Origin of the sequence: Methanomethylovorans hollandica DSM 15978, from assembly GCF_000328665.1 — an archaeon.
GTDB lineage: Archaea > Halobacteriota > Methanosarcinia > Methanosarcinales > Methanosarcinaceae > Methanomethylovorans > Methanomethylovorans hollandica.
In genome coordinates this window covers 970,768-983,752 of record NC_019977.1, presented here as the reverse complement: position 1 = coordinate 983,752, position 12,985 = coordinate 970,768, and the positions used below count along the sequence as shown (strand labels likewise).

The 12,985-nt window shown below is 43.0% G+C and carries 14 protein-coding genes; 4 read left to right on the top strand and 10 right to left on the bottom strand.

The window, feature by feature from the left end; translation table 11 throughout:
* Nucleotides 1-100: 100 nt before the first annotated feature.
* Both METHO_RS04780 and METHO_RS04775 read left to right on the top strand, forming a co-directional pair.
* The gene (locus tag METHO_RS04780) at nt 101-1,072 is read left to right on the top strand and encodes a hypothetical protein (protein ID WP_156811035.1); all 972 of its coding nucleotides are present in this window, start codon (nt 101-103) and stop codon (nt 1,070-1,072) included.
* 288 nt (nt 1,073-1,360) lie between these two features.
* Nucleotides 1,361-2,002: an HAD family hydrolase gene (locus METHO_RS04775; protein ID WP_015324399.1), complete on the top strand. Its 642-nt coding sequence runs from the start codon at nt 1,361-1,363 to the stop codon at nt 2,000-2,002.
* A gap of 5 nt (nt 2,003-2,007) precedes the next feature.
* Here the strand turns inward: METHO_RS04775 and METHO_RS04770 are convergent, their stop codons facing one another.
* The 9 genes from METHO_RS04770 to METHO_RS04730 form a co-directional block, all read right to left on the bottom strand.
* Entirely contained in the window at nt 2,008-3,918 is a 1,911-nt protein-coding gene (locus tag METHO_RS04770; protein ID WP_015324398.1) for a beta-CASP ribonuclease aCPSF1, read from the bottom strand.
* A gap of 100 nt (nt 3,919-4,018) precedes the next feature.
* Nucleotides 4,019-4,651 carry an archaeal proteasome endopeptidase complex subunit beta gene (psmB, locus tag METHO_RS04765; protein ID WP_015324397.1) on the bottom strand — a complete coding sequence of 211 codons (633 nt, stop codon included), beginning with the start codon at nt 4,649-4,651 and terminating at the stop codon, nt 4,019-4,021.
* A gap of 153 nt (nt 4,652-4,804) precedes the next feature.
* Nucleotides 4,805-5,311 carry a TIGR00295 family protein gene (locus tag METHO_RS04760; RefSeq protein WP_015324396.1) on the bottom strand — a complete coding sequence of 169 codons (507 nt, stop codon included), beginning with the start codon at nt 5,309-5,311 and terminating at the stop codon, nt 4,805-4,807.
* Between the two features lies 1 nt (nt 5,312).
* Nucleotides 5,313-5,807: a transcription initiation factor IIE, subunit alpha gene (locus METHO_RS04755; RefSeq protein WP_015324395.1), complete on the bottom strand. Its 495-nt coding sequence runs from the start codon at nt 5,805-5,807 to the stop codon at nt 5,313-5,315.
* A gap of 94 nt (nt 5,808-5,901) precedes the next feature.
* Nucleotides 5,902-7,047, bottom strand: coding sequence for an ATP-grasp domain-containing protein (locus tag METHO_RS04750; protein WP_245546362.1), 1,146 nt, complete (start codon nt 7,045-7,047; stop codon nt 5,902-5,904).
* 18 nt (nt 7,048-7,065) lie between these two features.
* Nucleotides 7,066-8,130: a 60S ribosomal export protein NMD3 gene (locus METHO_RS04745; protein ID WP_015324393.1), complete on the bottom strand. Its 1,065-nt coding sequence runs from the start codon at nt 8,128-8,130 to the stop codon at nt 7,066-7,068.
* A 100-nt stretch (nt 8,131-8,230) separates the two neighbouring features.
* On the bottom strand, nt 8,231-8,977 hold the full coding sequence (locus METHO_RS04740; RefSeq protein WP_015324392.1) for an MIP/aquaporin family protein: 747 nt from the start codon (nt 8,975-8,977) through the stop codon (nt 8,231-8,233).
* A gap of 45 nt (nt 8,978-9,022) precedes the next feature.
* Nucleotides 9,023-10,498, bottom strand: coding sequence for a DUF2193 domain-containing protein (locus tag METHO_RS04735; RefSeq protein WP_015324391.1), 1,476 nt, complete (start codon nt 10,496-10,498; stop codon nt 9,023-9,025).
* 203 nt (nt 10,499-10,701) lie between these two features.
* Nucleotides 10,702-11,763: a DUF362 domain-containing protein gene (locus tag METHO_RS04730; RefSeq protein ID WP_015324390.1), complete on the bottom strand. Its 1,062-nt coding sequence runs from the start codon at nt 11,761-11,763 to the stop codon at nt 10,702-10,704.
* A gap of 268 nt (nt 11,764-12,031) precedes the next feature.
* Here METHO_RS04730 and METHO_RS13585 point away from each other — a divergent pair, with 268 nt between their 5' ends.
* Both METHO_RS13585 and METHO_RS13580 read left to right on the top strand, forming a co-directional pair.
* The gene (locus METHO_RS13585) at nt 12,032-12,178 is read left to right on the top strand and encodes a hypothetical protein (RefSeq protein ID WP_015324389.1); all 147 of its coding nucleotides are present in this window, start codon (nt 12,032-12,034) and stop codon (nt 12,176-12,178) included.
* Nucleotides 12,179-12,230: 52 nt separating this feature from the next.
* A complete protein-coding gene (locus METHO_RS13580; RefSeq protein WP_015324388.1) occupies nt 12,231-12,392 on the top strand; it encodes a hypothetical protein in 162 nt (53 codons plus the stop codon).
* A 5-nt stretch (nt 12,393-12,397) separates the two neighbouring features.
* On the opposite strand, the gene METHO_RS04725 is transcribed toward METHO_RS13580, so the two are convergent.
* Entirely contained in the window at nt 12,398-12,754 is a 357-nt protein-coding gene (locus METHO_RS04725) for a hypothetical protein (protein WP_015324387.1), read from the bottom strand.
* Between the last annotated feature and the right edge of the window lie 231 nt (nt 12,755-12,985).

Sequence of the window (12,985 nt, the reverse complement as noted above, 5' to 3'; positions counted from 1 at the left end):
AAAGAACACAGGATGATTACATTATGATCCAGGACCACGCTGCTAAAAGCAAAAACATATAACAATTGGCACACATGAATGCACTAAAAGGGATCAGTCCATGAATCTTCATTTATCGCACAGAAAACAGGATCATCAGATGTTCATACGCCTGAAGCGCTCGCTCTTCATGATCACCTGCCTTTTTATGTTGCTCCATACGGTTGCAGCAGGTAACACAACTGCTCTGACAACCGGGAATGATACAGGTTTTTCTGACATGTATTTTCAGCAATACATCATTGATATGGACATGAGCTATGTGGATGGGATCCTTGTTCAGGAAACATGGACACTTCTGCCCGATAATGCAAATGTTACTATGATAGGCCTCTCAGTTCCAGCAGATTCTACAGTGATGCTTTTTCAAAAACAGGATATGTCTGATGCAACATCTGCAATGGATATAGCCTATAACAGAACAGGAGATATCCTCTATTTCATTGAGAACAGTACTTCTCCGTCCGGGTTGCCGCAGTTGTACGGTCTTGTATATCTTTTACCTGAAAGTTCTAATGGCCAGTTCACTAAAATGCTCACACTGCCAGGATATCAGCCGTCTTCGGTCCACTCTCTTGTGTTGAACGTGAAAACAAAGCAGGGTTTTGATCCGGTGATAGTTGACGGGAACGGGATGCCACTATCTTCGAATTCCAGGCGCGAGGGTAATATCACAAGTTTCTTATTCACCCATCCGTCCTTCAATGAGATCACAGTGTCCACAACAAAGGCAAAGACATCAAATGATACCACATACTTGTCTTATTTGTTTTTCATTACTGGTCTTCTGGTTCTTGGCGGCGCCATCTATCTGAATAGAAAGAACAAAGATGCGCATAAGGATACAGATATCCAGAAACTGGAATACAGATACGCTGCAATACAGAAAGTCCTTTCAGCAATTGATTCGGACCTGAAGGAAAAGATCATAGATGCAGAGGTTCACAGTTTAATGTCCGCCAAATACATGAAACAGGCATCGGAAATAAAAAAAGAACTGGACAAAATACCTGACAAAAAGCAAAATCAATGATCAATATCGCAGGTTTCACCTTTCATTGTTTCAGTTCTTCTAGATTGGAAGTTATCCAGCCAATATCATAGCTCTGCCCGCATGAAGGTCATATTATGCCTGTCTGCACCCTGTTATCAGAAAATCTCCTGAAAAAAGATGAAATCCTCGCTCATAGCCGCAATCGGGACAGACACTTAGTTCTTCCACTTTTTGACCCATAGTATCCCCAATTTAAACCCATATGGAATTTTATATACGTACATCCCCATGCACAAATATTTATCCGATACCCAGAGATGAAGATGCATGTTGAAAGGTCTGGTTTTTGATGTTGATGGGGTGCTTATGGATTCCATGCCCTACCATGCCGATGCCTGGGTAAAGGCATTCGGAGAAGTGGGCATTCATATAACAAATATGGACATATATGAAATAGAAGGCTCCAATCATAAGGGTGTAGTGGATATCATTTTTCATAAGGCAGGCATGGAACCCAGTTCATCGGATTACGAAGCGTTTCTCAAAAAGAAAAGAGAATATTTCTTGCAGAACAACAGGGCAGAACCCTTCAAGGATATGCCGACATGCCTGCAGGCGCTCAAAGGGAAGTATAAGCTTGCTGTTGCGTCGGGAGCGGACAGGACTATAGTCAACTCCCTCATGGACAAATTCTATCCAGGTATCTTCGAGGTGATAGTTTCAGGAGAAGATGTTACCCGTGGAAAGCCTGATCCTGAGCCTTACCTCACAGCAGCCGGTAAGCTTGGGCTGAAACCGGCAGCATGTATGGTGATAGAGAATGCCCCCCTGGGAATACAGTCCGCAAAAAAAGCTGGTATCTACTGTGTGGCAGTCCCTACCTATCTTCCAGAAGAAAAGTTAATAGATGCCGACATGGTATTTACGAACCATGCCGAACTGATAACATATTTATACAGACTTCTATGAAACTATTAAACAAGACGAATGGTTTCGAGGTTCGTGAGAGCTCTTGTTTCCATCTTGTTCTTTTTATGGATGGATGTTGCGAGATCGATACATGACCTTTCATCTCCATGTTCTGTAAATACACGCTCAGGCCTGGGTTTCATCTTGCGTATATATTCCATGAGCTGCCTGCGGTCAGAATGACCTGAAAAACCATCGATGATCTCCACATTCATATTCATGTGTATCATCTCTGTTCCCTTCCCGGTTTTCAGAGGTATCTCTTTCCAGCCTTTCTGGATCCTGCGTCCCAGTGTACCGTCCGCCTGGTAGCCTACAAACACAAGCGTGTTCCTTTCATCTTCAGCAAAGGCTTTGAAATATTCCATCACAGGTCCTGCGTTCATCATTCCTGATGTGGCCAGGATCACACACGGCTCACGTTTGGATATGATCTCCTGCCGGAGTTCATTGGAATCTACAGGTCTGAAGCATTCTGAAAGGAATGGATTTTCTCCTTTCTGGAAAATAAGTTTTCTCAGATCGTTGTTAAGATATTCAGGATATGTAGCATGTATGGCCGTGGCTTCCCATATCATACCATCAAGATACACAGGCACATTGTCTATCAGTCCTTTGCGTATGGCATCTTCCAGAACGATCATAACCTCCTGGCTCCTTCCGACTGCAAAGGCAGGTATCAGTACTATTCCCTTGTTCTGGAGAGTATTCTTAATAACCTGTTGCATGTGGCCTTCTGCATCCTGCAGGGATGGCTGGAGCGCGTTCACGCCTCCATAGGTGGATTCCATGACCACGCTTTCCACACGGGGGAACTTGTTGACGGCCGGATCAAAAAGCCTGGTCTTCTCATATTTGAAATCACCTGTAAAGACCACATTGTGCAGACCATCGCCTATATGAAAATGAGAAATAGCTGAGCCAAGGATATGCCCTGCATTATGGAACGTAAGCTTAATATCAGGTGCAATATCGGTCACCTCTTCATAATCCAGGACAATGGAGTGCTTAAGCACTTCACGCACATCAGCCGAAGAATATGGAGGTCTGCCACCTTCCTTGGAAGCTACATCTATATAATCAAGTTGTAATAAGGCCATTAAGTCTCTTGTAGGAGGTGTGCAATAAACAGGTCCTTCAAACCCGTACCTGTACAAAAGTGGCAATAAACCCTGATGATCCAGATGAGCGTGGGTGATGACCACTGCATCAAGCTTGCTAAAGGGTGAAACCTCCGGAACATAGAGATAAGGAGTCATATGTTCTTCAGAACCAACGTTAACACCGCAATCTATCATTACACATGATTCTGGTGTGGAAAGCAAGAAGCAGCTTCTTCCGACTTCTTTGCAGCCACCCAGTGAAGTTACACGGACCCATTGATCTTTGGAAGTGCATTCTCTGTGTATCTTACGCCCTACGGTCTTAAGTATTTCTTTCCTTTCTTTGTGGTTTGTTTTCATGAATTCACGGATGTTCTTTACCGTCCGTGAGGATATGGGCGGGGCACGTACGACTTTAGGGGTCCACCCGATCTTTTTAGTGATCTCTCTAAGTGTCTCACCGTGTTTTCCGATCACAAGCCCGGGTTTTTCTGCCTCTATTATAACTTCTCCCACATCAGGATCGAAATGATAGTTGGCTATGGCCGAATCTACAGGTACTGTCTCAACGATTTTATTAACAGACTCTTCCGGTGGCACCAAAACCTTTGGGTCAGGACGGACAACAATACGTGTTCTTAATGTTTTTGCGAGGTTCCGTACTATATTGCCATTGTCCGCAAAACTCCACGGGTTCTCAGTGTACATTACAAGCTGAGGACCCTCGAACTCTACGCTAGAAATAGTGGTACCTTTCGGCAATTTCTCGTCTATTTTTTGTTTCAGATCAGCTAATACTTCATCTATTGCCATTAAAAGCCTTCCTTTGAGAAAAATAAAAAAATATAAAATTTTGATCTATGAAAGATAGAACAAATGTCAAATTAACGTCAACAAAGTTGACAAAATGTTATCAGTTTAATTTATCCCTGTACTGCTGAACCGTTGCTTCTTCCAGCCGATCAAATTTGTCAGCTGTGATAACCACAACATCTATTCCATTACCTGAAGCAGAATCTCTCTTCATTGCATTATGAAGGGCACGTATTGCCAGTTCTACTCCTTCTTCGATGGAGAGCCCATCCACGAAGCGGTCCTCAAGCACTCCATAAGCCATAGGTGAACCAGAACCTGTTGCTACAGCTTTTGTTTCTTCGATGGTGCCGCCAAGTGCATCAAGAGAGAATATTGCAGGCCCGTTCTTGTCCACACCACCCACAAGCAGTTGCACCATCAGAGGATAGTAGCGCTGTCCGCTCAGGATGTTTGACAGGAGCGTAGTTATGCCTTTGATGGTCATAGGCTCTTTTCGCCTCATTTTGTACAGGTGTGATTCAACACTCATTACGCGTACGATCTGTTGAGCATCTCCTACGGATCCTGCAGTGGTCATACCCACAAGATCATCGATCTGATAAATTTTTTTGGCTGTCTTGCTGGCTATGAAATGACCCATAGTTGCACGTCTTTCGGTAGCGAGTACCACGCCTTTATCACAAACTATACCTACAGTAGTTGTACCTTTTAAATATTTATCATCGACCATCAGTATACCTCATCGTCGCAAAATGAGAAAATTTTAACAAAAAGATAATATCTGTCACCCAGACACATTATTGATTATTTATAATATATATAAGTCTTTCCGTTAAAATTACTTCAATCAGCTAAAATAAAGATTTGTTCATTAGACCATAGTTCAATAGATACCAATCTCTTGTGCCAGTGAAATGACACGCTCCATACTTTTTTCAGTGAAATTTCGTTTCCTCATCTTTTCCACTAGCTGGACCATGTTTATTCTTGTATCACCTGAAGTAAGGTTGTCAGCATGTGCTACTATCTTCTCTTCGAAGGTAAATGGAACATAATCATCTTCCGGAAGACCAAGTTCTTTTGCCTCTTCTATGGTAATGCCTGCTCCTATATGCTTCTTGATAATATTGACTATCAAAGGATCAAGGCCCAGTTCCATAGCAATATCCGCACCTATCACAGCATGGTCTATACCATGACTGCGACATCGCCCCAGATCATGGAGCAAACCTCCTATTGTCACCAGCTCTACATTCAAGTGTTTCCCGGATGTTACCATTACTTCTGCAATTTCGGTAGCATGTCTGGAAACAGCAATACAATGTGCAATAACCTTCTCAGAACAGCCCTCATCTCTGAGTATTTGCAATGCCCTGTCCGGAGTGATCATATCATCTGCTTTCCAGGTTTTTGATCCTTTCCTGTATTATATGAATAAATGGCAGATTATCCTGGTGTACCATATCCTCTCCACAGTCTGGACACATAAATGCAGAATCTGAAGCCTGTTTAAAATCCATTCTTACACAGCCCTCAGGACAAATATAAAAGACATTACTTTCCTCAAAGTCCTTGCGTATTTTAAGGTTCTTTATTAACCTCTTTTTCTCCTTCATAAGCTGTTTTTCTACGTCTGACATATCGAGGGTCCAGAGATAAGTGAGCCAGCCACTACTGGCGTCCCTTTCCCTCCTGCAAATAGCAAGTTTGTTCTCATTCAATATAAACAGAGTTCTCCTTACAATATTGAGAAGTATGCCTGCGGCCTGAGCTATTTGTTCGTCAGTGACCTCACCCTCCGGCATCTTTTCTATCATGGCCAGCCCGTCTTCACCCACAAGCCGAATAAGGTATCCCCGAGTAACAGGATCATTCATATCTATCAAAAATACTCACCTCAAGAATAGAACTATAATCTGCTGTATTGTAATATTAATTTTTGCACATGATGCTAATATTTCATGTACCTGATCATATGGATTATTTCTCAATTAGTCTCCTGACCCGTTCAGAATCCCTTTTCAAAGAATTAAGGACGCTGCTCCGGTTCAAGCCTGTGTGCAGGACAGAGGTCACAGGGCAGTCTGCAAGCCCCACGTAATCAGTCTGAGGTATGTCTACTATTTGTTGTTTACGCATCTCGGCCAGAACCTGTGGGTTCATCCTTACCTCCTTATATGCATATATTATGCACCTGCCGGCAGATCTTTGTGCCTTTACGCCCCTTGGGGGCAGCTTTCCCCGAAATGCTTGCATATGTGCATCGAAAAGGTTTATCCCGGTAGCCAGTTCTACGGTATCCAGACTTCCCTGGAATCTGGGATTCACTTCAATGATCTTTGGTCCATCCTCCGTTACTATGAAGTCTATACCTACAGATCCGAGGAGTCCCAGTTCGCTTATGAGCTTTTCTGAGATGTTGCACATTTCCTCTGCATATTTTCCTTCATAAGGAGTGATATTGCCGCAATAGGCGAATTGAATCCTTGTCAGCCAGGGAAGACCGATCAACTGTTCATTCACTGCAACAGCTACTGCTTTATCTTTACTTGCAATAAGTGATACACTTGCAGGTTCACCTTGGATGAACTCCTGCATCATAAGGTCATTGCGGGTAAAAGACGGTTCAGTTTCGAGGATATCCTTTACTACCTCTAAAAGTTCCTGTCCGTTGCAGGCTATCCTGTTTAATATCCCGCCGCCTGCTTTACGGGGCTTGATCATTACAGGGAATTTGTCCGGCTTATCATCAACATTCCCGTAAACGTGCGGGTGAGGAAGTCCAAGTTCTGCAAGCTTGCGGGACAGAGTGAACTTATCCTGCACTACATGAATACTTCCCGGATCACTTGCAAATACTAACCAGGGCAGAGAGCTAAAGTCCATTGTCTCGAACCCGGAACCCGGGACTATTGCATCAAAATCCACTTCAAAGCTTCGGACCATGTCTAAAACAATATCTGCCGCATCTTTGCTCCTGATGTCAAGTTCATGAGGCAGCTCCTTTGTGGCAATACAGCAACCTATTGTGTCCTGATCACAAAATGCATCAATAGCATACATATTATAGCCTGCCCGGCTACCGGAGCAGACAATATTACGGGCACTGAAACCAATTACAAGCACATTCAATAGATCAGTCCTTCAGTTATTGTTCTTTCTCCATTCGGGGGGCAAGAGGAATAATACATCTTCGATTCTTATCACCGAGATCTCCTCATCTTGCGGCATTGAAAATCCTGAAGGTTTCTTCAAATTTATGGTCCTAAAAGTGAATGGGTCCAATATCATAAGTTCATGTTCTTCTTCAGAAACAAGCACAGCATTGACCGCATCCCTGATGTTTCCTACATGTTTGGCCAATGCAATTTCATCTTCGGTGGCTATAAAGCGTGAACTATCCGCAAGGTCAGTACCAGTCAGCTTTTTCTCCATATGTTTGACCACTATTTTCCTGTTCCTGATACTTATGATGTCCCCGGGTGTAAAGCGCGGCAGTCTCATGGAAAAAGTTATTCTGTAGACGTCCCTGCCATCTTTCTGCCCGAAAAGGGAAGGAGACTCAGTGAAAGTGCCACCTAGTTCGTCTATTATTGATTTACAAATATGTCTGCCGGAATTGATCGACCCGATATAGAGGTCCAGCCCCTCTTTTGATCTGATAGTTTCAGTAACGAATGCCAGACGATCACCTTTGGCACGCATCCTGTCAATGGTCGTATCCACAATTCTAAGACATGTTGCAAGCTCGTTATCAGTAAGTGATCTATCGGTGGCCCTTATCTGGAGTATACCTTCGAAATAACCTCCTGAAATCCGGCTACACATCTCGCATGATTCACGAATTATTCTGATCTCGGTTGATAGAACTACAGTGATTCTTTCTCCCTGTATTGCCGCAACCACTTCCACTTCTGCCTTGTACATGTGCGGAGTTAACTGCCGGGGAACTATGCATACTTCAACATCTTCTGCAGCTTCATGTATTGAAAGGTTGTCTTCAATGGTTTTCAGGACCGCAGTTTCAATGTCATATTCATCGGCCCATCTGCCGCGAGTAAAACGTGCTCCACAGGTGGCACATAGCCTTGCTTGTATCACCTGGGGTAACTGGGCCAGAACGAAATTCTGAAAAAAACAATCTCTGCATACACCGCTGAGCGATATATTAGTGCCTTTTCCACATTTAGGGCAGATGGTAGTGGTCATTGTACTCCATAATGTCTGTGATTAGATAGGATTTTCGGTAGGGGTTTTTCTGAGGTGACTGGAAAACACATAATAAAAAGTAAAAAAAGTAAATTTCCTGTTATCCTTGCTTTGTCTGTGCTACATAGTCATAAAGGAAAGCTGCCAATAAAGCACCTGCTATGGGACCTATAATATAGATGGGAAACTGCCACCAGAGGTTACTTCCACCTAAAAGAAATTCTGCTAGATATGGACCAAAAGTACGTGCGGGATTAAGGGATGAACCTGTGATATTACCCACTACGATTATATCAGCTGCGACAACAAGACCTATGGCAAGGCCAGCAAATCCGGCAGGTGCCCTTTTATCCACAGCTGTGCCCATGATCGTTAGCATCAGGAAGAATGTGGCTATTGTTTCACAAAGTATAGCCTGTCCATAATTTACTCCTGAGAACATGGCAGTTGCACCCAGACCAGTTCCAACCGCTCTCTGACCCAGGATTGCGACTATCGTAAAGGAAGCCAGGCTGGCGCCTATGAGTTGGGCTACAATATAGCTGACCATATCTGATGCAGGGAAGCGTTTTGTTGCCCACAGTGCTATGCTTACAGCGGGATTTATATGCGTACCTGAGATATGTCCAAAAGCATAGATCATGGCTATTATAGCTATCGCAAAGGCCATACCTATTGTCAGCCAGGCAGCGATGTCTATCCCTACATTGAAATTGTTATCCGGATATGGCGTCCACCCCTGGAAAAGCAGCACAGTAGTAACTACGGAACCAGTTCCAAGAAAAACCAGAACATAGGTTCCTATTAGTTCGGCTATGGACCGTTTAAAAAGACTTATTTCTGCCATTTGATCAGCCTCTTAAAAGGGTGTACCCATTGAAGGGTACACTGATCAGACGGCCTCCGTCCAGTTGCAGTCTTTGCATTTATAATCGAAGTAGTTGGCTGCGCAGAACTTACATACCCTTGCAGGGGAATGAGGCTCTTTCTTGTGGAGAGATATTATGTTAGTCATCATGGTTGCTGTCACTGGTTCACTGGTAAGCAGACACGGGAAATCAGCTAGTCTCATCAGGGCAGAGAACCTCACAGTGATAGCACATGCCGGATAAGTGTACCATTGTGGATTATTGAGTACTGTGTTTCTTTCTATGGGGCTCAGGTCAATAGGTATTCCCTGAATTACACAACCAGCACCTCTTGGTTTGTGATCTATGATCCTTTCTCCTTTCTCTATCAGGTCGATGAAGTCAACGTTATGCAATTCTGCCGCAGCACCTCTTTTGGGATTGGTGAGTACTAGATTATGGAATCTCTTCACCAGCAGGTCCAGCACCATCATGGTGGTGAACCCATCCATCCATAGGATCTTTGTAGCTGCTGCAGCTGCTGCGTCCGTGGCAATGGTGAGCGGAGAATATTCGTTCCTGAATTTGCCTTTGGCTTTCTCCATTGTAGCTTCCATTACTTCAGTAACAGCATTGATCACAGCCATCACCACATCATCCTTGGTCATGTTAAACATGGACTGAGATATGTGATGCGCCACATCACCTACTCCATAGGCAGGGACCGTGACTATGTTACCATAGAACACTTCATCATCCATTGCAGCCTTTACCGTCTTTCTCATCTTGTCCTTATACTGTGACATATATTTACGCACGTCAAAGGACGTATGACCGGCTTCGTCCATGAGCTTGGCCTGGGCATCCGTGGGTGTATCATAGACCATCTTCAGCATGTCTATTTCTTCTTTCATAGCTTCGGATAACGTCTTGCCTTCCTCGATGGCCATCTGGAACTTTGCTCCCACCCCATAAGAAGTGTTCATACCCCACGATTTGGACGAAAGGATAGCTCTTTTGTGATCCTGTGGTATATCCATTTTCTGCAGGATCCTATTGACAACATTACTGGTACTTCCAGGTACAAATGCAAAGTCTACCACACAAGTGGGTCCATAGAACCCTCCATACCTGCGCACTGACTCTTTTCCAATGAGGGCTTCAGACCTGCCGATCTCATCCACAAACTTTTCAACGGATTTTCTAAAAGCAGGATCTTCCTCATACAGGATCTCCATTATAGGCGGTGTCTGGTAATGTTCGACAAAAGGATCATCTTCTGGCCTGACAGTGTCAGTAAGCCCGGTAAGCACGTTGAAATGTGTGTTAACCGAATCCATATGCAGGGCAAAAACTGACTTGGCTTGTTCGCCCATGGGTTTCATTTTGTTCACAGCATCGACATAAGGTTGTGCATCCTTTACCTTGAATGTAGTACCCCTCTTTGCATTAATAGTGTCCACTACAGCTCTTTGTGCACTCATGGCTTCAGTTGCCATTTTATCATATAGTTCTTTCATATATAATACCCCTTATTTTTTGCAGCTGTTGCAACCGGAAGGTAACCGTTCCACTAAATGAACAAATTTGTAATGGGAAATAGATTATCCATTTACAAAATGGACATAACCATATGCACCCTCACTAAATTGCTAACGCCCATAATAAAAATAGTGGAAAGTCATATAAATAACAAACCCTCCACAAAATAATAGACTGGATTTCAAATATCCAAGGAATATTCCAGGCTGCCAACACCTATCTTTGCAGCGCGCTCCAGATGTATCATTGGATCAATACCCCATACATCCTCAATAGAGTGCATGCAACCCTCTTCATTAATTTTTTTATTGACCAGGTCAAGGCTAGCCTTGTCAATGGCAACAGGATCCATTGAGGCAAGAATGCCCACATTTCCTGCAAAAGCAGGAGCAGAGAAATTGAAACAATCGCATCCTGGAGTCAGATCAAATACCCAGTTGATATATCCTATCTTTTCGGGCAGGAGCTTGACCGGTCCAAGGGCAGCTTCCCCTAAGCGAGCCTGCAGTTCAATGGTATAGCCCTCATGCGGCATTATAGAGTCAAAACTGCATGACCCAAGACAAGATAGCTCGCCCATACACATGCTCTTATCGACAAATGCTTTGCCGTTTTCCAGGTATATAGCATTCCAGGGACATGCTCTGACACATTTTCCACATCCTATACAAGTTTCCGTATCAATGTCCGGCATTCCGGGAGAATGCACTTTTGCTTTGCCTTCCTTATCTAGACATCCCATGCCCAGGTTCTTCACAGCACCACCGAAACCTGATGCCGGATGGCCTTTGCAATGTGAGATCATGATCATCGCATCAGCCTTGGCAATGGCAGAGGCTACTGTGATCTCGCCTATATATTCCCCTCCTATGGGCACCTTCACACTGTCGTCCCCAAGCAGACCATCTGCAGAAATGAACGGTGCATTCATACTACCGAACGTAAAACCATTCACGGCTGCTGTCCAGAGCATGTCAGGGCCGTTGAAGCGTTTCCCGCCGTAAAGGACAGTAGTATCGGTTATGAACGGTATTCCACCGGCTTCTTTAACAAGGTCTGCGATAGTACGGATTAAGACCGGGCGCACATATGTGGTATTGCCGTATTCCCCGGGATGGATTTTGATGGCCACAAGATCACCTTTTTCCACTACGGGTATTTTCCGAAAAAGTTCTTTTATCTGATCTATCTGTGTATTTGTCGGTCCTACATCTGCAGCAGATCTAAAAAATACTTCACTCATGATGTTGTCTCCTTCAACTGGCGAACGAAAGGTATTTTGTGACATACAATATAAAAACATATGTCAGAGCAGCGGTAGAAGTTCTGTAAATTTAACACATATCACTTTTCATTAAGATTGTTCTATTTTCATTACAGCCAACCTACGGCCATAAGTAAACCCATATATAGCACCTATGTTTTTTAAAAATATATATAGAATATTTTGGCAAAATATATATGCTCTGTTTACATACTATAGCACGTACAAAGACAATAGGAGCAAATAAATGAAAAAGCGAGTAAAGATGGAAAAATTAGTGTGTGGTGAAACAAATGGTTTCCACACAATAATCAATGGTCGTATTGAAAGTTATTTCACCGCTGAAGATATGGAGATCTACCGTTTCATGATCGGTGGAATGCTTAGTAAGTAAAGTATAAAAATGAAGTGTGTCAGAATAATAATTTAGAGGAGGTGTCGCATTAATGGAAAAAACTGCTGAGACGGTCAGGCCCACGAACACTTTAAGAAAAAAGAAAGATGTTGCAGCGTCAGAAGGAACAGTTAGCATCACTTACTCTGAACTTGGTAAAAAATGGTTGAAAGAAGTCGAGTATTTTACATGTATAGACGATGTCAATTTCTGATGGCACTAGCAGATATCATCCACATACCAGCCCACATATGCGACAAGTTCTTTCTTATCCCAATCTTTTAGTCTTGCCGGACTGTCTTTCCGTGCACCGTCAAAAAGGTCTTTCATCTTATTCTCATCGAGTACATGTACTTTGTATGCCCCATGTTCAGCCATTCTAGTATAATAGCCGGGACTTAAAGTATCGGATTTTTTCCACATCTTAATCTTTTCATAATCCCATAGAGATGTAGCCCATTGTGCAAACTTTAAGATATATTCATCTGCTACTTCCTCAACATTACCTAAAATTACACAGTGCTTGCAGTTTTTGGTTAATTCTATACTGTTTTTCTGGCGAACTATCTCTGACATGATAAAAACCAAATAAGACAACAAAGAAGTACTATAATTATCTTGCGTTCTTTTTGTATAAGTCAAAAATAATTCATTGAAACATTTTATTACTGTTTTTGCTTTGAGGTTACAGTTCACCGCGATTCTGGGATGTAAAAGGAAAGAAAAAATAGTAGTTGAGGATAAAATAGGAATGGATGGAAACAGGCAGATTTTTATTAATTGTGTCCTGTCAAAAAATATATAATA